The organism is Allobosea sp. NPDC055353 (assembly GCF_053644975.1).
On sequence record NZ_JBSHMC010000001.1, the window covers coordinates 1 to 19,951 of the forward strand.

At 65.2% G+C, this 19,951-nt stretch carries 19 protein-coding genes and 1 tRNA gene; 12 read left to right on the forward strand and 8 right to left on the reverse strand.

The annotated features are described in order from the left end of the window. Positions 1-16 precede the first annotated feature (16 nt). A tRNA-Met gene (locus ACWIEX_RS00005) sits at positions 17-93 on the forward strand. Between the two features lie 203 nt (positions 94-296). Here ACWIEX_RS00005 and ACWIEX_RS00010 read toward each other — a convergent pair. The 3 genes from ACWIEX_RS00010 to ACWIEX_RS00020 form a co-directional block, all read right to left on the reverse strand. Further along, positions 297-461, reverse strand: a complete 165-nt coding sequence (locus ACWIEX_RS00010; RefSeq protein WP_454031114.1) for a hypothetical protein — start codon at positions 459-461, stop codon at positions 297-299. A 436-nt stretch (positions 462-897) separates the two neighbouring features. After that, on the reverse strand, positions 898-2,190 hold the full coding sequence (locus ACWIEX_RS00015; RefSeq protein WP_454031115.1) for an alpha/beta hydrolase: 1,293 nt from the start codon (positions 2,188-2,190) through the stop codon (positions 898-900). A gap of 148 nt (positions 2,191-2,338) precedes the next feature. Then, the gene (locus ACWIEX_RS00020) at positions 2,339-3,604 is read right to left on the reverse strand and encodes a cation:proton antiporter (protein ID WP_454031116.1); all 1,266 of its coding nucleotides are present in this window, start codon (positions 3,602-3,604) and stop codon (positions 2,339-2,341) included. Positions 3,605-3,940: 336 nt separating this feature from the next. Here ACWIEX_RS00020 and ACWIEX_RS00025 point away from each other — a divergent pair, with 336 nt between their 5' ends. The 11 genes from ACWIEX_RS00025 to ACWIEX_RS00075 all read left to right on the forward strand — a co-directional run bounded on the left by ACWIEX_RS00025 (position 3,941) and on the right by ACWIEX_RS00075 (position 13,192). Continuing rightward, positions 3,941-4,924: a formylglycine-generating enzyme family protein gene (locus ACWIEX_RS00025; RefSeq protein WP_454031117.1), complete on the forward strand. Its 984-nt coding sequence runs from the start codon at positions 3,941-3,943 to the stop codon at positions 4,922-4,924. Positions 4,925-5,261: 337 nt separating this feature from the next. Then, positions 5,262-6,245: an AAA family ATPase gene (locus ACWIEX_RS00030; RefSeq protein WP_454031118.1), complete on the forward strand. Its 984-nt coding sequence runs from the start codon at positions 5,262-5,264 to the stop codon at positions 6,243-6,245. 56 nt (positions 6,246-6,301) lie between these two features. Next, entirely contained in the window at positions 6,302-7,258 is a 957-nt protein-coding gene (locus ACWIEX_RS00035; protein WP_454031119.1) for a DUF58 domain-containing protein, read from the forward strand. Then, positions 7,255-7,716 carry a DUF4381 domain-containing protein gene (locus tag ACWIEX_RS00040; RefSeq protein WP_454031120.1) on the forward strand — a complete coding sequence of 154 codons (462 nt, stop codon included), beginning with the start codon at positions 7,255-7,257 and terminating at the stop codon, positions 7,714-7,716. Before ACWIEX_RS00035 ends, ACWIEX_RS00040 begins: the two co-directional genes overlap by 4 nt. Positions 7,717-7,718: 2 nt before the next feature. After that, on the forward strand, positions 7,719-8,735 hold the full coding sequence (locus ACWIEX_RS00045; protein ID WP_454031121.1) for a VWA domain-containing protein: 1,017 nt from the start codon (positions 7,719-7,721) through the stop codon (positions 8,733-8,735). Next, positions 8,732-9,634 carry a VWA domain-containing protein gene (locus ACWIEX_RS00050; protein WP_454031122.1) on the forward strand — a complete coding sequence of 301 codons (903 nt, stop codon included), beginning with the start codon at positions 8,732-8,734 and terminating at the stop codon, positions 9,632-9,634. The genes ACWIEX_RS00045 and ACWIEX_RS00050 overlap by 4 nt, the downstream gene beginning before the upstream one ends. Next, positions 9,631-10,260, forward strand: coding sequence for a tetratricopeptide repeat protein (locus ACWIEX_RS00055; protein WP_454031123.1), 630 nt, complete (start codon positions 9,631-9,633; stop codon positions 10,258-10,260). Before ACWIEX_RS00050 ends, ACWIEX_RS00055 begins: the two co-directional genes overlap by 4 nt. Continuing rightward, positions 10,257-11,510, forward strand: a complete 1,254-nt coding sequence (locus ACWIEX_RS00060) for a BatD family protein (RefSeq protein ID WP_454031124.1) — start codon at positions 10,257-10,259, stop codon at positions 11,508-11,510. Before ACWIEX_RS00055 ends, ACWIEX_RS00060 begins: the two co-directional genes overlap by 4 nt. A 29-nt stretch (positions 11,511-11,539) precedes the next feature. Then, complete coding sequence (locus ACWIEX_RS00065) at positions 11,540-11,788, forward strand: DUF3302 domain-containing protein (protein ID WP_454031125.1); 249 nt, start codon at positions 11,540-11,542, stop codon at positions 11,786-11,788. After that, a complete protein-coding gene (locus tag ACWIEX_RS00070) occupies positions 11,785-12,726 on the forward strand; it encodes an HlyD family secretion protein (RefSeq protein ID WP_454031126.1) in 942 nt (313 codons plus the stop codon). The genes ACWIEX_RS00065 and ACWIEX_RS00070 overlap by 4 nt, the downstream gene beginning before the upstream one ends. A gap of 16 nt (positions 12,727-12,742) precedes the next feature. Beyond that, positions 12,743-13,192 carry a hypothetical protein gene (locus ACWIEX_RS00075; RefSeq protein WP_454031127.1) on the forward strand — a complete coding sequence of 150 codons (450 nt, stop codon included), beginning with the start codon at positions 12,743-12,745 and terminating at the stop codon, positions 13,190-13,192. Between the two features lie 180 nt (positions 13,193-13,372). Here ACWIEX_RS00075 and ACWIEX_RS00080 read toward each other — a convergent pair whose 3' ends face one another. The 5 genes from ACWIEX_RS00080 to ACWIEX_RS00100 form a co-directional block, all read right to left on the reverse strand. Then, positions 13,373-14,173 carry a transporter gene (locus ACWIEX_RS00080; protein ID WP_454031128.1) on the reverse strand — a complete coding sequence of 267 codons (801 nt, stop codon included), beginning with the start codon at positions 14,171-14,173 and terminating at the stop codon, positions 13,373-13,375. A gap of 281 nt (positions 14,174-14,454) precedes the next feature. After that, positions 14,455-16,722 carry a hypothetical protein gene (locus ACWIEX_RS00085; protein ID WP_454031129.1) on the reverse strand — a complete coding sequence of 756 codons (2,268 nt, stop codon included), beginning with the start codon at positions 16,720-16,722 and terminating at the stop codon, positions 14,455-14,457. A gap of 29 nt (positions 16,723-16,751) precedes the next feature. Then, positions 16,752-17,147, reverse strand: coding sequence for a hypothetical protein (locus ACWIEX_RS00090; protein WP_454031130.1), 396 nt, complete (start codon positions 17,145-17,147; stop codon positions 16,752-16,754). A gap of 256 nt (positions 17,148-17,403) precedes the next feature. After that, positions 17,404-17,685: a hypothetical protein gene (locus ACWIEX_RS00095; protein WP_454031131.1), complete on the reverse strand. Its 282-nt coding sequence runs from the start codon at positions 17,683-17,685 to the stop codon at positions 17,404-17,406. Next, a partial coding sequence (locus ACWIEX_RS00100) for a cadherin-like domain-containing protein (RefSeq protein WP_454031132.1) occupies positions 17,682-19,951 on the reverse strand: 2,270 nt, incomplete at its 5' end. The genes ACWIEX_RS00100 and ACWIEX_RS00095, both read right to left, overlap by 4 nt.

Below are 19,951 nucleotides of genomic sequence, written 5' to 3' on the forward strand. Positions count from 1 at the left end.
AGGCAAACAAAGTCGACGCGGGGTGGAGCAGCCCGGTAGCTCGTCAGGCTCATAACCTGAAGGTCGTCAGTTCAAATCTGGCCCCCGCAACCAAATCAAGCCCCGCAGCAGAAATGCCGCGGGGCTTCTTGCTTTTAGGAGCACCGCAAGACCACGGAGCGGGCCCGGCCTCAGGTCTGGTACACGCCCGCCGGTGTTCCCCGGGCAGTCCGAGATTGTCGCGCTACGGTCGCGAAGATCTCGCCACGTGCCGGTCCCGGCGTCAGCACGATCTTCTCGATCAACATGTGCAAGACTTAGGTGGCCTCCGGGCGCTCTTCGGGTTGGTTCAAAGCTTCGGTCAGCTTCGCGATCTTCTGCGCGTAGACCCCGGCCGCGCGCGGCAGGAGGCCGGGCGTGTCGGTGGGCGCGCCCCCGAGCAGGGCCGTGAACTCCGCGTTACGGGCTTCGAGCCCGGTCATCTTCGCTTCTTCGACGGATGGTCCGTGCCGTCGGCGATCGCCTCGACAATCCCAGCGATCTGCTTCTCCACGCTGGCGAGTTCGGTGCGACAGGCGGCGCTGTTCGGCGGTCGATGTAGAGCTCGTTGTTGACGATGTCGGTGTCGCGCCTCACATGGCCGCGGATAGTCGTGTCGCCCAGCACTTGCTGCCGGGGCCAGGAGTGCCCTCATCGTTGAGCGTGTGGGGCTGCGCGGCGCTGTCCCGGCGGCGAACATGCGGAAGATGCGGTGGACCACCTCGGCCTCACGGGCATCGATCGTCCGATCTCTCGAATCGGCTCGTCGCGCGCATCGAACTGCTTCACGGCCCTGTCGCCGCAGCACAGCTCGCTACTCGACTTGCCGGCCTCGACGCCCGCTGCCCTGAGCCTGTTCTTTCCGCCGGTGGATTGGGTTCAGCCCCCGCGTGCGAGAAGCCGGAACGGAGCGCCGATGATGGTGATCGGCAGCTTGACGATCGCTTCGAGCGACCCGCCGGCGATCTCCTGGGCGCTCGCGGAAGGGTGTTGCTTGGCGACGCCGCTCTCTAACACCGCAGTGAGTTTCGGTGCGACAGCCGCCAGTTGCGCGAATTTCCCGTGATTGCTCGAATCGAGCCCCTTGACGTCGGTCATATCGATCACGACGGCGCCGAGTGCGGCCAGCTCCTGCGGATCGGAATCGGCTCCGAGTCTGCCTCGACCTCCCGCCAGGAAATTTGAGGCTCCCAGCGCCTTGTCGTCCTTTGAGAGCACGATGAAGAACGGCTTTGCCGGCTTACCGAAGCGGCGCATCTGCGATTTGAAGACATCGATATCGATATCGGGCGCGGCCAGCACGACGTGCCCGAGCTTCGACGCCTGCGGCAGGCCACCGGAGATGCGAATCTGCCGCAGAGCCTCGACCGTCACCCAGTTGCCCATGGAATGCGCCAGGATATTCACCTGCTCCGCATTGCTGGCGAAGAGAAGTCGAATGGTGCGTTCGAGGTCGTCGCGGGCCGCCGTGGCGCTGTTGGTGTCATAGACATACTGCGTCAGCTGCCCGCGCGATGCCCAGGTAAACAGGACGGGCACGCCGTCCGCACGGGAATCGTGCACGAGCTGGGCGAAACGGTAGAGCCCCTCGGCAAACATCGTGTTGTAGCCGTGGATGAACAGGAAGATGTTGCGCTTCCCCTTCGGCTTCGCGGCGAGTTGCGCGTTCAGCGTGTTGATGAAGGCCTTCTCGCTCTCGAGGTAACCGGCCTGGCGGACGACGAAATCGGTCTTCGGATTGCCCGGGGGGCTCGATGCCCATTCGACTTCGCCCTCGGTGTGCTTGTCCGGCACGGAAACGACGATCTTGGCGAAATCGAGCGGCGTGCTGCGCTCGCCGTTGAACAAGGTGCCCGGCCGGTCGTCGCGCTTGCGCGTGGTGGCCACGAGCAGCGTATGCGGTGTCGAGCCGGAATAGGCATCGGCGACCGGCGCCAGAAAGCCCTCTTCGGGGCGCGATCCACAGCCCGCCGCGAGCAATGAAGCTGCGAGCGCCGCGCCCAAACAAGCGCGCCGCCGGTCTTTCAACGTGCTCAATATAAATCGCATGGAATGCTTCTCGCGGCAGGAAACATAGTCGATTTTGACAAACGCGCATTCGGCATCTGACCTAGCGCATTTCTGCAATTCTCGCGAATGGCGAAAGTACGATAGCTCATTGTTGGGTGGCATTTTCTTCCTGCAACCCGGTACCTAGCCCTTAGCTGGATTACCAGCGTACGAGCGTTTCGAAGCTGGCCTCCGCGGTTGGAGGGAGTCGTTTTCCGCACGAGGAGGCCGAAATCCGGCGCCGACGAAAAGCTCCTGAATGGATGGAACGTCATTTGGGATTTTCCCGAGTATCCGGTCCGTTGACAAGCGCGAGCGAGGCCGGTCGAGGCAAAGCAGGCTGCTTGACCCGTCTGGCCGCGCGCTCGGTCAGGATCAGGCCGATCAACGATGACGTGATGACGAGGACGACGGTGGCGTTCAGCATAGCCTGGTCGATGAGCCTCTCACCGGCGGCATTCTTCGTTGCGTACGCGACGAGCGCGACTGCCAATGTCGCGGCCACCTGGGGGAGGGTCAGGGCAAACATCAGATCCCGCTCCGAGCGGCTATATCCGAATGACCTGCCCGCCACTTCGGCCGCAAACCACTTGCCGCCGAACAGAGCAGCGATGACGCCAAGAACCAGCAACGGCTGATGAACCAAGGTGCCAAAGAAGACCTTGAAATCGACGAGAAAGCCAGCGGCGATGAAGAATACGGGAATGAACAAGGCCTGACTTATGACCTCGAGCGAGTCGTCGGTTTCGAGCTCCCCGAACGCTCGCTTCAGGCTGACGCCGGCGAGAAAGGCTCCGATGATACCTTCCATGCCGATCCATTCGGCGAGTTGCGCGGATATCGCCACCACCACCAGCATGATCAGTACGGTGGAAACGCGGGTCGTTCCGAACCTCTCCAGCAGACGCTTCACCAGCCAGCTGAAGCCGATGAGGATTCCCGGTACGTAGATGGCCAGCCACGCAATCGTCTTCATGACTTCCGTCGGCTCGAAACCCTGGAGGTGTATCGGTACGCAAACCGCCAGAACGAGAATGGACAGCGTGTCGGTGATCAGCGTGGCGCCCACCGTGACAACCGCCGCTTCCTGCTCCATCAGTCCCTGTTCCTTGACGAGCGGCAGCCCGAGCAAGGTGTGAGAGGCCAAGATGGAACCGATGACGGCGCATGTATTGGCCGGGTAACCCATCAGCGCCGCGATGCCCATCGCGCAGACGAAGGGGCAGGCGAAGGTGAGCAGGCCGAAAGCCGCCGCCTTGTTTCGGGCGCGCTGGAACTGCGCGATATTGACCTCGAAGCCGGCGAAGAACATCAGCAGGAGCTTGCCCAGCTCTGCGAAGAAGCCGACGATCTTTCCGTCGGGGTTGAGGACAGACAATGCACTGGGGCCAAGAATAATCCCCGCGAGAATATATCCGACCGGGCGAGGGAGATGGAGGCGCGCCATAAGGCTGGGAAGTATCAATGTCAGAATAAGCGTCAAAGAGAAGGCTGTCAGTATAGGTAGATGCGAAACGAATTCCAACTTAGCCCCCATCTCTCCATTATATATTTATTTTTATTTGGATTAAATTCGATATTGTCGATCTGTCAGGTGGGTTATTCAATGTTGTGGCGTCCTGCCCGGCTATGATGCGAATTCAACCTTGCCCTTCGAGGATCGCGCTCAGGTCATCGAGCCATATCTATCGGCCGGAGTATCTGGCCGCTATCCGGCTTTTCCCGCGAAGCATTGCGGGTTTTTCCCTATCGACCCGCAAAGGCGGTGCGGTGAACATCCGTCCGGTGCGAGGAAGAAAACCCGCATCGCAGCGGCCCGAAGGAGGCGCAGACGATCGATTGGATGTAAGGTTCGGCGGCGGGAGGCGAAGGCATGAGAGACGTTGTGACATTGGACCGCCGCCTCGATACGGATGGAATGGTCCATATTGCCGGCAATACCTTCTCCATGGGGTCGGATCGCCATTACCCAGAGGAAGCGCCGAGCCATCGCGTCAATGTCGACAGCTTCTGGATCGATGCGGCGCCGGTGACGAACCGGGACTTCAGGGCCTTCGTCGAGGCGACGGGTTATGTCACCTTCGCCGAGATCGCGCCGGATCCGAAGGATTACCCCGGGGCGTTGCCGCACATGCTGAGGGCGGGTTCGCTGATGTTCGATCCCCCATCCCACGCGGTCGATCTGCGCGACTGGTCGCGATGGTGGACCTTCAAGTTCGGCGCAACCTGGCGCAAGCCCTATGGTGCAGGCTCCTCGATCAAGGGGTTGGACGATCACCCCGTCGTCCATGTCGCCTATCGTGATGCGGAGGCTTATGCGACCTGGGCGGGTAAGGCGTTGCCGACCGAGGCGGAATGGGAGTTCGCGGCCTGGGGCGGGCGCGACGGATCGGAGTTCGCCTGGGGCGACGAGCTCACGCCCGACGGGCGCCACATGGCCAATACCTGGCAGGGCAATTTCCCAGCCGAGAACACCAAGGAAGATGGTTGGGCCCGGACATCGCCGGTGAAGGCCTTTCCGCCGAACGGCTACGGTCTCTACGACATGATCGGCAATGTCTGGGAGTGGACCGCCGATTTCTGGTCGGTGGGTCACCAAGCCGATGCGCCGAAGGCGTGCTGCGTGCCGCAGAACCCGCGCGGCGGGCCGGAGGCCGACAGCTACGATCCGCGTCTGCCGGCAATCCGCATCCCGCGCAAGGTGCTGAAGGGCGGTTCGCATCTCTGCGCGCCGAACTATTGCCGACGCTACCGTCCGGCGGCCCGTCATGCCGAGCCGATCGACACCTCGACCAGCCATGTCGGGTTTCGCTGCGTGCTGCGCGAGCGCGGATGCTTCAACATTGATCGCCCGTAACGGACGATGGAATGAACATTAAGGGCCATAAGACTCCGATGACCGATCCGAACAGAATCCCGCTTTCCGCTGCGTTGGCGCTGACCCTCCTCTCTTGCGGCCTGGGGGCTTGCACGACGCAGGGGACGGCTTCGCCGCCGGCGGCGCCATTCACCGCGACCTCGGCTCCTCCTCAGCGCAGCTATCTCGACGCAGGACCGATGCCGTCTACCGGCGGCGCGAATTATACGCGTCCGGGCGTAGGGAGTTCGGCGCGGCAGACGGATTTCTTCGGAAACGACGTCGTTCCAAGGACGCCATGAGAAGCGCGGGTACCGCGGCAGAGGGGAAGCAGGCCATGGACGGAGCTGGCGCGACCGCACGTGATGCAATCCGCGAACTCCAGGCGCGGATCAATCGGGACATCATCGGGCAGGAGCGGGTGGTCGAGCGCATCGTCGTGGCGTTGCTCGCCAACGGCAATGTCCTGCTGGAAGGGCTGCCGGGCCTGGCCAAGACGCGGGCGATCAAGAGCCTGTCGAAGAATCTCGAATCCGAATTCAGCCGCATCCAGTTCACGCCGGACCTGCTGCCCTCCGATGTGACGGGTGGCGAGATCCTGCGGCCGGACGGGCAGTTTGAATTCCGCAAGGGGCCGATTTTCGGCAATCTCATCCTCGCCGACGAGATCAACCGGGCGCCGCCCAAGGTGCAGTCGGCGCTGCTCGAGGCGATGGAGGAACGCCATGTCACGGTCGCCGGCAAGCGCTATGACCTGCCGCCGCTCTTCATGGTGCTGGCGACCCAGAACCCGATCGAGCAGGAAGGCACCTATCCGCTGCCCGAGGCGCAGATGGACCGTTTCCTGATGCATATCCGGATCGACTACCCCTCCGATGCCGACGAGGCGAAGGTGATGCGGCTGGTGCGTGCGGAAAGCGCGGCCAAGCCGGACCAGCCGACGGCGCCCCCGCCGCAGATCCCGCAGAAGGCGATCTTCGACGCTCGCGCCGAGATCGACCTGGTCACGACCAAGGATGTCGTCGAGGCCTATATGGTCGGCCTGGTCGCGGCGACGCGGCGGCCGGCGGAGTATGGCGAGCACCTCAAGACCTGGATCGCGGTGGGTGCGAGCCCGCGCGGCACGCTCGCGCTCGACAAATGCGCGCGCACCTATGCCTGGCTGCAAGGGCGCGACTACGTCACGCCGGAAGATGTGCAGGCGATCGCGCATGACTGCCTGCGGCACAGGGTCTCGCTCGGCTATGAGGCCGGAGCGGATGGCATTTCGGCCGATGCGGTGCTCGACGAGGTCGTCAGGCAGGTCGCCGTCGCGGTATAGCGGAGCAGACCATGGCGTCGATGCGGGAGAGGCGGAGGACGGAAGGAGCGGATAAGGTGCCCGGCGCCCGCGCCTTCGTCACGCTCGACGAACTGCTGCGTCTCAAGCATCGCGCCCAGGGCTTCAGCTTCCTGCCGCGCCAGCCGGTGCACAGCCTTCTCGCCGGGCGGCATGCCTCGCGCCTGCGCGGGCGCGGCCTGAATTTCGAGGAGCTGCGCCATTATTTCGAGGGCGACGACACCCGCACCATCGACTGGCTGGCGACGGCCCGCCTCGGCAGCCCGCATGTCCGGGTCTATTCCGAGGAGCGCGACCGGCCGGTCGTCCTGCTGGTCGACCAGCGCAGCACCATGTTCTTCGGCAGTCGCCGGGCGATGAAGTCGGTGGCGGCGGCTGAGGCCGCCGCGCTTGCTGCGTGGCGCGTCACCTCGCTTGGCGATCGCGTCGGGGCGGTGGTCTTCGGCGACGATGGCCTCGTCACCGTCAAGCCACAGGCCCGCGACGCCGGGGCGGTGCGGGTTCTGAGCGAGATCGCCCGGCAGAATACCGCGCTGAAGCACGCTTCCCCCTCGGAGCGTGGCCCGGGTCGCCTGAACGAGGCTCTCGCCGCAGCCGCGCGCATTGTGGCGCATGATGGGTTGGTCTGCGTGATCTCCGACATGGACGGCGCCGACGATGAGACCCGGCGGCTGGTGACCCGCCTCTGTGCCCATAACGACGTCCTCGCTGTTTTCATCCAGGACCCGCTGGAAGAGCAGCTCCCGGATGTGGGACGCGCGACCTTCAGCTCGGGGGAGGCGCAGATCGAGGTCGACGTCTCGGGCGCCTCCCTGCGCCGGCGCTTCCACGACGAGCGCGTGCAATGGCGGCAGAATCTGGCGGAGCTGTCGCGCAGCCGCGCCATCCCGGTGCTGCCGATCTCGCCCGACCGCGACGTCGCCGCGCAGTTCCGCGAGCTGATCGGGCGGCGGCAGGCGCAGAAGCTGGCGAGTGCCAGCGGGAGGGCGCCATGAGCGGCGATCCTGGCGACCTCGCCAATCTCGCCGATCTGGTCCTGCCCGCCGCCATCTCCTTCTGGCCACCGGCCGCGGGTGTCTGGATCGTCGGCGGAACGGCGGTCGCGGCAATCGCGGTCGCCTGCTGGCGCGGCTGGCAGCGCTATCGGGCTGACGCCTATCTCCGGCGCGCCCTTGTTGAGCTCGGCGAAGCGTCCTCGGTCGAGCAGGTCTCCGCCGTGCTGAAGCGGGCCGCGATGGTCGCCTATGGCCGCAAGCGCGTGGCCGCGCTGACGGGCGCCGGGTGGACGAGCTTCATTCGCGAGACGGCGCCGGCCGGCAAGCCTGTGGATCGCTTGACCGCACGCCTCGACGGGCTGTTCGCGCCGGCTTCGGCAGCGGATTCGGCATCGCTTTTGGTCGAAGCCCGTGTCTGGCTGCGCGGCCAGCGCGGTCTCGTGTCGCGAGGGAGGTGACGATGCTCTCCTTCGCCTATCCCTGGGTCGGCCTGCTCGCGCCCCTGCCGCTTCTCGTCTGGCTCGTGCTGCCCGCCTATGCGCAGCGGCGCGCAGGGCTGCGCGTGCCCTTTTTCGAAAGGCTGGCCCGGCTGAGTGGGCAGCAACCCTATTCCGGCGGGGTGGTCGCGCGGCGCCATCCAGGGCGCCTGCTGCTGCTGACGCTGGCCTGGCTGCTGTCGCTTGCCGCGGTCGCCCGGCCGCAATGGATCGAGCCGCCGCTGCACCGCGATCTGCCGACGCGCGATCTGCTCGTGCTCGTCGATCTCTCGGGCTCGATGGACACCAAGGACTTCGTCGATGCCTCGGGCAAGACCGTCGACCGGCTGACGGCGGTGAAGCAGGTGCTCGACGATTTCCTTTCGCGCCGCAAGGGCGACCGCGTCGGTATCGTGGTCTTCGGCGATGCACCCTTCGCGCTGGTGCCCTTCACGACCGATCTTGAACTCTCGCGCGCCATGCTGCGCGACACGGATGTCGGCATGGCCGGGCCGCGTACCGCCTTCGGCGACGCCATTGGCCTGGGGATCGGGCTGTTCGCCAAGAGCACGGTCAAGGCGAAGACGATCATCGCTCTGACCGACGGCAACGATACCATGAGCAAGGTCCCGCCCGCCGAGGCCGCGCGCGTCGCCAGAGACAAGGGCATCGTCATCCACACCGTGGCGGTCGGCGATCCCCGCGCCGCCGGCGAGGACAAGCTCGACGAGGCGGCGCTCAAGGAGGTCGCGGACACCACCGGTGGCGGCTTCTATCGCGCGCTGGACCGCGTCCAGCTCGCCGACATCTACCGCCGCCTCGACGCGATCGAGACCCGCCATATCGACACCGTCAGCTTTCGGCCGCGCCGGGACATTTTCTGGGTGCCGCTCGCTGCGATGCTGGTGTTGAGCCTGCTGGCGCAGGCGCTGTTCCTGCTGCGCCGCCATCGACACGGCACAGCTTCCGCCCCGGCAGCAGCCGCGGGAGGCGCGCGATGATGGCCTCGCTCGCCGCCTTCCATTTCGAGCGCCCGTTCTGGCTGCTGGCCTTGCTCCCTGCAGCCGCGCTCTGGCTGATCGAGCGTCGCAGCTCCGACAGCCTGCAGCAATGGCGCCGCGTCATCGATCCGGCGCTGCTCTCCTATCTCGTCGTCGGCACCGAGCGGCATAGGCGCATCACCCCCTCGGACTGGCTGTTCCTGGCCTGGATCGTCGCAGCGTTCGCCGTCGCGGGGCCAGCCTGGCAGCGGGAGCCGTCGCCCTTCGCCGATGCGAAGCCGGCGGTGGCCATCGTGCTCAAGGTCGCGCCCTCGATGCAGACCGCGGACCTCGCGCCGACGCGGCTCGATCGGGCCCGGCAGAAGCTCAGCGACATCCTGGCGGCGCGCGAAGGGGCCTCGACCGCGCTCATCGCCTATGCCGGATCGAGCCATATCGTGCTGCCGGCGACGCCGGATAGTGCTGTGGTGCTCGATCTCGCCAAGGCGCTTTCGCCCCGGATCATGCCGAAGCAGGGCGATGACCTCCAGGCGGCGCTGGCGCTGGCCGACCGGACCCTGTCGAGCAGCGCCAGCGGTGGCTCGATTTTGCTGCTGGCCGATACGATGGGACCGCAGCCGGGCGAGTGGCCCAAGCTCGGCAAGCCGGTCACGGTCCTCGCGCTGCTCGCGCCGGGCACTCCGACCGATGCCTTCGACAACATCCCCCATGCCGACGTCATCGCCACGACGCCGGACAGCGCCGACGTCGCCGCCGTGGTGCGCAGGCTCGACAGCGGCGACGCGGCGGCGAGCGTGGCAGGGGAGGGCGAGCACTGGCGCGAGGCCGGCTATTGGCTGACGCCGCTGCTGGCGTTGCTGGCGCTGCTCTGGTTCCGGCGCGGATGGGTGCTGGCATGAGCCGCGCCGGACGGACCTACGGGATCATCATGCTGGCGGGAGCGGTCGCGCTGCTCGGCGCCGGCTGGCAGCTCGGCTGGCATGATCTTTGGCTGCGGCCCGACCAGCGCGGCCGCCTGCTGATGCACGAGAACAAGCCCGGGGAGGCGGCGCTGGCCTTCCGCGATCCGCTCTGGCGCGGCGTCGCCTTGTTTCGGGCCGGCGAGTTCAAGGAGGCCGCCCAGGCTTTCGCGGCGCGCGACACCGCCGAAGCCGCCTTCGACCAGGGCAATGCGCTGGTGATGCTCGGCCAGTACGACGATGCGATGCAGCGCTACGACCGAGCGCTTGCCTTGCGTCCGGGCTGGGCAGAGGCCGTCAATAACCGCGAGATCGCCCGCATCCGTGGCGAGCGCAAGAAGCTGGAAGGCGGCGAGACCGGCAACACGGACGACAAGCCCGACGAGGTCGTCTTCGACAAGACCAAGAAAGGCGGCGAGGATACGACGGTCGAGGCGGAGAAGGCGATGTCGGACGATCAGGTCCGTGCTCTCTGGCTGAAGCGCGTGCAGACGCAGCCGGCCGATTTCCTGCGGGCTAAATTCGCCTACCAACTTCAGGTACAGCCGGCGGGAGCGACGCCATGAAGCGCCTCCTGATCCTCTTGATGCTGGCGCTTCTGCCGGGCCTTGCCGGCGCGCAGACCTCGGCGGACAAACCGGTTATCCGCACGAAGGTCGTTCCCACCCAGGACATCGTCGTCGGCCAGCCCGTGCGGCTGGATATCGACGTCCTGTTTCCGGGTGACATGGTTCGCCCGCCGCTGGTCAGCCTGCCCGAGGCACCCGGCGCGCAGATCTTTCGCTTCGAGACCCAGGCGCTGACGACCCGCGACACGATCGAGGGGCGCAACTATGTCGGCCAGACCTTCGAGTTCGTCCTGTTCCCCAGGCGTGGCGGCACGATCGATATCCCCGCAGCGAAGGTGACCTTTCTCGATCGCGGCGGCGACCCGGTCGGGGCGGCGGAGGGAAGCTCGTCGCAGATCACGGTCGGCGTGCCGCCGGGCATCGATGCCTCCGGGCCAGTGCTGGTGAGCGACAGGGTCGAGGTTGCGCAAGAATGGTCGCCGGATCCCGCCGCGACGAAATTCGCTGCCGGCGGCGCCATCGTCCGGACGATCCGGCGGCAGGTGGAGGGCGTGCCGGCGCTGGGCATGGCTGAGTTCGCCTTCACCGCACCGGCAGGCGTGCGCGTCTATGCCGATCCGCCGGTCGTCGAGGACCGCAGCAACCGGGGACAGGTCACCGGGCTGCGCACCGACAAGGTTACCTATGTCTTCGAGAAGGCGGGGAGCTACGACCTGCCCGCCCTGTCCCAGCCCTGGTGGAGCCTCTCGAGCAAGAGCGCCCGGACCGAGACGCTGCCGGGCGTCGCGGTGACCGTCGCGGCCGGCGCAGTTGCAACCGACCGCTCCCGGCTCGACCCGGCCTGGATCGCCGGCGGTTTGCTGGGCCTGGCCGGCCTCGCGCTGCTGGCGATCGGCGGCCGTTTTCTTGCGCGCGCCTTGCGGTTCCGGCGGGAGCGCTATCACGCCTCTGCCGCCTTTGCCCGGCAGCAACTGCTGCGGGCGGCGGGGAGAGGTGACTCAAAGGCGACTTACCGGGCGCTGATGGACTGGCGCGGGCGGCTCGCCCCGGCGGATCTCGCCGCAGCCGAGCGCGATCCCGCCCTGGCCGCAGCGAGCGGGCGGCTCGGGCGGAGCCTGTTCGCAGGTGCAGAACCCTGGGACCGGGCGGCGGGAGCGGAGCTTGCGCGGGCCGTTGCCGGTTGGCGGCACGTCGCAGGAGCCAGTGCCTCTGTCGCAGCACTGCCGCCTCTCAATCCATCCGCCTGAGACGGCCCGCATGAAAGACGGGAGACGACATGTCCGCCCTTGATCTCTTCGCCTGGATCGTCCTGGTGGTGCTTCTCGCCAGCACGGTCTTCGTCGTCGTCTTCATGGCGATGTGGCCGGGCATGGTCGCGCGGCGCCGCAACCACCCTTGGGCGGAGGCCGTGTCGATCGGCGGCTGGATCACCCTGTTCCTGGGCTTCGTGCTTTGGCCGGTCGTGCTGATCTGGGCCTATGTCGACGTGCCTGCAAAACCGGCGCGCGGGGAGGTCGGACGATGATCGTCGTTCTACTCAACGTCTATCTTGCCTTGCTCTTCGTCCTGGTGAAGCTCAGGATCGTACCCTTCAACCTGTTCTGGAAGGTGTCGCCAGTCCTCGTCCTCCTGCTGCTACTTGTCGGTCTGTTCATCCCGATGAATTGGGGAGCGCCGCAGGGCAGCGTGCTGGTGGTGCGCAACTCCGTTGCCATCGTGCCGGATGTCGCAGGCGAGGTGGTCGAGGTTCCCGTCCAGGCGAACCAGCCGCTGAAAGCTGGCGATGTCCTGTTCCGGATCGATCCGACGCCGTTCCAGGCGCAGGTGGATGCGCTCACTGCCCAGCTCACATTCCAGGAGACGCGGCTGGCGGAGATGACGCAGCTGCAGACCCACGGCACCGGGCGCTCTTTCGACGTCGAGCAGCGCCAGGCCGAGGTAGCCCAGCTTCGCGCCCAGCTCGCCGGAGCGCAATGGAACCTCGACAAGACGACCGTCCGCGCGCCGGCCGACGGCTACGTCACCAATGTCGCGCTGCGCAAAGGTGCGCGCGTGTCCAGTTTGCCGCTGTCGCCCGTCATGGCGTTCATCGATACCTCGGACACGATCGTCGGCGTCGAGATCAATCAGGTCGATGCGCGTTACCTGGCGCCGGGACAACCGGTTGAACTCACCTTCAAGATGACGCCGGGCACGGTCCAGACCGGCAAGGTCGAGAGCGTCTTGCAGGCTGTCGCGGCGGGGCAAGTTCACACATCGGGGAATGCGATCGCGCCGCCTGCCGTTCGCGCGACCCCCTTCGTCGTGCGTATCAGGCTCGATGATGACGCTTTCGCCCGGTCCTTGCCGGCAGGCAGCGTCGGTGCGGCGGCGATCTTCACCGATCGCGTCAAGGTCGCGCATGTGATCCGGAAAGTCCTGCTCCGGCAGATCGCCATTACAAACTACGTCAACCCCTTCTGAAAGCGAGAGAAATATCATGAAATCCATTGCGAAGGCAGGGTTCCTGCTCGCCGCAGCCCTGTTGCTGACGGCCCCGGCTGCGGCGCAGCAGAGCAGCCTCGGACCCGCTACCGGCAAGGTTCGCATCCAGCAGGTTCAAGTTGCCTTCATCGGTTCGGGCCAGTTCGGTGGCGGCACGCTGAGCTATCGCGGCCGGACGCATCGCATTGATGTTGGCGGGATCGGCTTCGGCGGGATTGGAGCGTCACGCTTGACGGCGACGGGGACCGTCTACGGGCTGACCCGGCTGGGGGACTTTCCCGGGACCTATGTCCAGCTTCGTCAGGGCTGGGCTGTCGGCGATCAGGGACGCGGCGCACTCTGGCTGCGCAACAAGCATGGCGTGACCTTGAAGCTGGCGACGCGGCGCAAGGGGCTTCAGTTCACGCTCGGGGCGGACGGCGTGCTCGTCAGTTTCAAAAATTAGATCGCTGCGCATCTTCGTGGATGCAAAACGCGATCTAGAGCATGTTCGAGCGACGTGGACACCGGTTCGCATGGAAACCGAAGGTCCGCGTCAGCGAAAATGCGGCAAAATCATGGCCTGGAGCCATTCCGCGCTTCGGAGAATGGCGGAATGGCTCCAGATTTCGCTTTGTCATGTTCATCAGGTCGGGAACAGGAACGTTACGCCGGCCCGAACGCCGACGCCTTTCGGGCCGGATTGCGGTGAAACCGCGTTATAGCGTCCACCGATGAACAGGCTGATCGGCTGTCCACCGACCTTGATCAGCTTCGAAACGACCACGTTCACAGGAACTGCCAGCTTGTCGTTCGCCCAGTCATAAGTCGCCTCGCTGTTGAGCGTGAAGGTCCACGCATCGGCGGTCGTGTAGGATATGAAGGGCTGCAGGAACGTCACATTGACATTGCCGGTGCCGCCGCGTGTGCTTCCTCCGACGGACCATGCGTGATTGGCCAGGGCTCCGAAGGTCCACGAGCCCGACTGCTTGAGTACGACGGCTGTCGGCCCGACGGCCCATCTCCCGGCGCCCAGCAGTGGGTCTGTCGCGGTCGGCAGGCGGATGACGGGCCCGAAGCCCCAGATGAAGCCTGCGGGGCCCGGCTCCTTCGGGGACAGGAAGAAGCTCTGCGTGATGTCTGAAAGCCCGAACTGGCGTCCGCTCGTGGGCGCTATGTCCCATTGGGACGTGAGCGGCAGGATCGTGCGCGAGATGATGTTCCAGTCCTGGTTGATCGAGATCGGAATGACGGGCTGAATGTTCAGGGTCGCCCGCCCCCCGTCGTTGCGCGGGCCGATGCGCCCGTCGTAGTTGAATTGAAACGGTACGCTGATCAGCGCGGCAACGGGGTTGCTGAGCTTCTTGGCCAGATCTTGCTCTTGCGACATTGCCGGCGTGATCGCCGCGAACGAGAGTCCGATCGCTATAGCGCCTTTGATGGCCATCCTTGACGCTTCGCCGGAGCGGGCATTCCGAAAACCTTGAAAAGGCAATGTCGGATTCATCTTGAAGGCCCTGAAACAATCCAGCGTACTTCGACTCTTTGAGGTCGACTGCGGGAGCGGAAACGGCGTGCTCGTTGCTGCAGACCCTGCTAGTCCCGACAAGAGACCGCTGGAAACGTTGTTGGATCGCCGAGCACCCCATCGGATACCGGATGGCGGTCCAGATATTGTTCCAGCATCAGCTTTCTCCGAAAGCGGCCTCCTCTTCCTGGACCGCCGCTTTAACGGCGGTGGAAGCCGCCGCCGCCATGGAAGCCGCCCCCGCCATGGAATCCGCCGCCACCACGGAAGCCCCCGCCACCATGGAAGCCTCCGCCGCCACCGCGGAAGCCTCCGCCGGCGAAGCGACCTCCGCCGGCGAAGCCGCCGCCTCCGCGGAAATGCTCGATATGCTCGCCACGGAAGCGAGCCGCCTGTTCGCGGTCGAGATGGCCGAGATTGCCGCCGGCCGCATTGGCCCAACGCCCTCCCTGGTGCTGCTGCCATCCTTGGGCGCCGCGCCGCATCACTTCGCCGCCTCGTCCGGCATAGAGATCGTTGGCGCGAGGATGGTTCTGCCGGACATGGGCCGCAGCGTTGCGTGCGCCGGCCCGCTCGGACAGGTTGCCCCGGTTCTGCAGCCGATTGTCCAACCGATTGCCGCCGCGATTGTCGATGCGATTGCTGATCCGATTGTCCACGCGCGCATGAACGACGTTGTTGTTCCAGCGGTTGTAGATGTTCGCGTGGTTGAAGCTGAAGTGGTTGAAGTTGTTGACGACGACGTTGCCGCCACCCCACCCCCAGCCGCCATGCCAGCCCCAGGCCCCGCCGGCCCAGGCTGCCCCCGCAATCGCGCCGATCGTGAAACCTGTTGCCGCCCCCCAGGCAAAGGCCGCGCCATAGCCGTAGGTCAATGGCGCCGGATACCAGTAGGCTCCGATCCAGGAGGGGTAGCCATATCCCGTGCCATAGACCACCACGCCGCCCGGCGCGACGACGGTGCCGTAATAGCCGGGGGTATAGCCGACATAGACCGCGTCGGCCGTGGCGCGGTAGACCTTGGCATAGGTCACGTAGTGCAGCGGCGCTTCCGGCGGGATGGAATAGATGGCCGATGGCACCTCGGTGGCCGCATGCCAGGGGCCGTTGAGGCTCGCCGCGGTGAACCAGACGCCGTTCTCGATGGCGTAAAAGGCGTTGCCGACCTTGATGACGGGCGCGGAGGCGTTGACGACATATTCCAGGCTGGTTCCGGGAATCGGTTTGAGTTCCGGCTTGCCGTCGTAACGGATGGTGATCTTGGCCTTATGGCGATCGACCGTAGCCGTCTGCGGAATCTGGTTGTCGATCAGCGATGCCTGCGCCTGAGGCGTGCCGCTCACCGAAGCCAGGACGTCACCCTTGGGATGACTTTCGGGAATCTTGGCGAAATCGGCCGGGAGCTGGTCGCTGGCCACGAAGCTCCAAGGGCCGTCGCCGAGCGATTTCGAACGGAACCAGCGCCCCGCGATCAGGATGTAATGATCCTGGTTGCCGACGTCGACGATGATCTGGCTGGCCGTGTTCTTGACGTAGAGCAACTGTGTATCGGGGATCGGCGCATATTCCGGTTCGCCGGTGCTCTGGATGAGCTCGGCGGGCACCTGGCTGACATGGAGCGCCGGAACCGCCCCGGCTGCGACGGCCTCTGCAATCTCGGGCGGAGCGTTGTCGAGCAGGTTCACGCGCGGGCCGGCGGCCTTGATCGTGCTCGCCAGAGCCGCAGGTGGCTTTGACACCGCCGACCAGGCCCCGTCGGTCGACGAGGCCGACCACCACCGTTTCAGGGCGCGAAGGTAATAGGTGCCGCTGGCTTCGTCGAAGGCGATCAAGGCCGGCGTATTGATCACCCGCAGCAACTTGCTACCCGTGATCTGACGCAATTGCGGCTTGCCGTCGATCAGCACGAGCATCGCAGGGGTCTGGCTGAAGATGACCTTCGGAGGATCGTTCTTGACCGGCAGGGCCTTGGCGCCACTCTCGGCATCCGCAACAGCGAGGCTCGACTGCAGGCGCGCCAGGGAGATCGAGCGCAAGCCTTCAGCGTCCCGGCGCAGGGCAGCGGCATAGGCATCGGCGTTGGCTGTGTCGGATGGAAAACTCGTCTTCACCACCTCGATATTGTCGAGTGCGACGAGATCGCTCTCCTTGTCGATCTGCGTATGAGCCTTGAACCAGACGACGCCGAGCGTCTGCGTCTCGGTGCCGGGCTTGTCGATCGAGACCGCGGCACGGGCCTCGAGGACATCGTCCTGCCAGCGCTCGACCTGGGGCTGGTAGACGGTGATGTCGCGATCGCCGTCGGCGATCACGCGCGGCCAGGTCGGGTCCTCCTGAGCCTGAGTTGCGGCTTGCGGGGCTGAGTTTCGCGTCGACTGGGCCAGCACGGGCACGGGCGGGAGCAGCAAGCCGACGACGGCGAGACTTGCCACCGTCGCTTGCAGATGAAGCCGGATCGCATTGCGCATCAGATCGTCCTCCAGGGTCGGTATTTCGATCAGCGATTGCAGCGCATGTAGCGCATCTGGATTTCAGGGAAGTCGGGGTCGAGGCGGACGAAGCTGTCATTGCTCTCGAACCGGATCGAAACGCTCATCGTGTCGAAGATGATCTTGCTCTTGCATCCGAGCAGAAGCGCCGTGACGTCGCCCTTCTGCTTCGAGGAGATCACGTTGCAGCTCGCACGAGCGCCTTGAATATGTTTCCCGTTCACGATGAAGCCGGACATGCCTTCCAGCGCCCCGGGCTTCATCACGAGCTTGCCCTTTCGTTTGACGAAGGCGTCCTCGCAGGACGACACGCCCGTTGCCCAGGCTCCGTCCAGGCGATCGACGGCCTGTGCTCCGTTGCTGAGCAGGAGCAGGGCGAGGAGAAGGGCTCCAGACCCAGCCAAACCATGTTTTCCCTGCATCTGCCGAAGCTCCCGGATCGTGTTGGCTAGGTCATTCTGGAAACGGGGTTGTCCCGATGTCTTTGCCCAGGGCAGCCGCGCAGCACGCGCAGACGTTCATTCCTCTGGCGATAAGGATTTTCAGCCGAATTCCTGGGGCGGGCCAGTTCGGTAAACCCTGAAAATCGACGACCGAAAACCCGAGATAGCCCGATGCTCGGATCGTGGTCGCAACGGGCGGCCTCAGCCCGATCGGGTCTCAAACCCGCAGTTTCTTGCAGATGCCCTCCAGATCGCCGAGAGGCGTCTGCTTTCCCGGCACCCGGCTCGGCAATCTTGCCGGCGTCTCCCGTACCCCACGATGACCGAGAATACGGAACGTCGACCCGGGCTGCGTGGCTGACTCCATCGCAACGATCCGCGCCCGCGCCTGATCAGAACCCTGGCCCGCCGTCTCGAACGATCCCCATGCTGCCAGAGAACCGCTCCACCGCTTATGGCACGGCAAAACCTGGCGGCTAAAGCTATCCAGCTCGGTCATTGCAGAAACCCCAGCGCCCTCTCGAGGAGACTTATGTTCTGATTTCGCGAGCCTTCATTCATCTGTTCAGAGAACATCGGTGCCAGCCTGCCATCAAATCCGTGCTTTTGCGGTTCAAGCGGCTGAGACAAGCGGCCGCTGAAGCCGTCGAGCTGCAGTTTATGGTCCGATACCTGCCCATCGCGCTGGATGATCGACAAGACGAGATCAACCACGCCGACATTGGCGTCGGGGCGGCCGGCGAAGGTCTGGGGACCGACCTGCCTCAGCCAGCCCGGGGCGGGCGAGCCATCCGCCGATTTCAGCCGATAGCTCAAGTTGGAGGCTTGATCGCTGCCTTTCGTTTCTTCGACGATCTGCAGGTAAACAAGACCGGTGTGCCAGATGGCTTCGACCTGGATCCTTTCATCTCCCGCCGGCCGGTCGATGACAATGGTCGAGGATCCACCGCGGAAGGTGCTGAGGGAGAGCCCTACAGGGACGTCGAGTCCCTTGATTGCGGCATCGATCGGTCGCTTGGAAAGGTCCGCCGTATCGTTCAGGTCGTCCAATCCTCTGGCCGCTTCGACGACGGCGCCGTCCACATCCGCCGGATCATAGGGAGTATCCGGTTCGATCGGCGGCTCGGGCGGGCCGTCGTCGGGGATCGGCACAAAATCGCTGACGGGGGTTACGGTGAGCGTGAGGGTGGCGGCATCGGTGCCGCCGGCTCCATCCGAGATGGTATAGGTCGCGACCGGAACCGGGCCGTTATAGTCGCGGGCGGGGACGAAAATATAGCTGCCATCGGCATTGATGGTGAGCGACCCAATGCCCGCGATCGTCGCCGTCTGGCCGGCCGCATAGGTGGTCCCGTTGATCTCGAACTGGGTCACCGTCAGCGGATCGCCGTCGACATCGGTATCGTTGGTCAGAACGTTGCCCTGGAGCGTGGTGTCTTCCGGCGTTGTGCCGGTGTCGTCGACGGCAACCGGCGGATCGTCCACGGGGGTCACGGTTAGGGCCAGCACGGCCGTATCTGTCCCCCCTCGGCCGTCGGAGACGGTATAGGTCGCAACCGGAACCGGGCCGTTGAAGTTGAGCGCGGGCACGAAAGTGTAGCTGCCGTCGGCGTTGATGCTGAGTTGGCCGACGCCTGCGATCGTCGCCGTATCGCCCGCCGCATAGGCCGTGCCGCCGATTTCGAACTGGGCCACCGTCAGCGGACCGCCGTCGATATCCGTGTCATTGGTCAGAACGTTACCGCTGACGGGAACCTCTTCCGGCGTCGTGGCAGCATCGTCGGCGGCGACCGGCGGGTCGTTCACCGGCGTGACAAGGAGCGTCAGCGTCGCGGTATCGGTCCCGCCATGCCCATCCGAGACCGTATAGGTCGCGACTGGAACCGGGCCGTTATAGTCGGGGGCAGGGACGAAAATGTAGCTGCCATTCGCGTTCACGATGAGGCGGCCGATCCCGGCGATCGTCGCCATCTGCCCGGCGGCGTAGGTGGTGCCGTCGACCTCGAACTGAGTCACAGAGAGCGCGTCGCCATCGACGTCCGTGTCGCCGACCAGCAAGCCGTTCGCGGCACCGACCACGAGCGGGGTATCCTCGCGGGTGATGCCGAAATCGTTGTCAGCCACGGGCGGGTCGTTCACCGGCGTGACGGTCACTCTCAGCGTCGCACTGTCGGTGCCGCCGTTCCCGTCGGAAACCGTATAGGTGGCAAGCGGGACGGGACCGTTGAAGTTGAGCGCCGGCACGAAAGTGTAGCTGCCATCCGCATTGATCGTGAGTTGACCGACACCGGCAATCGCTGCGGTTTGGCCGGCGAAGAAAATGCCGGGCACGCCAGTAACGGTGAACCGCGTGACGGTCAGGGTATCGTTTTCGATATCGGTATCGTTGGACAGAAGTCCCGAGGCCGCGGGAACCGTCAGCGTCGTGTCTTCCGGCGTTGTTCCGAAATCGTCGGCGGCCACGGGCGGATCGTTGACCGGCGTAACCGTGATGGTGAGGGTCGCGGTGTCGGTTAACGCACCATCCGAGATGGTGTAGGTCGCAACGGGAACCGGGCCGTTATAATTGGCCGCCGGCACGAAGCTGTAGCTGCCATCGGCGCCGATGGTCAGAGCGCCGACGCCGGCAATCGTCGCCGTCTGGCCCGCCGTATAGGTCGTGCCGTCGATCACGAACTGCGTCACCGACAGCGCGTCGCCATCGACATCCGAGTCGTTGGTCAGGACGTTGCCAGTGAGCGTCGTGTCTTCCGGCGTCGTCCCGG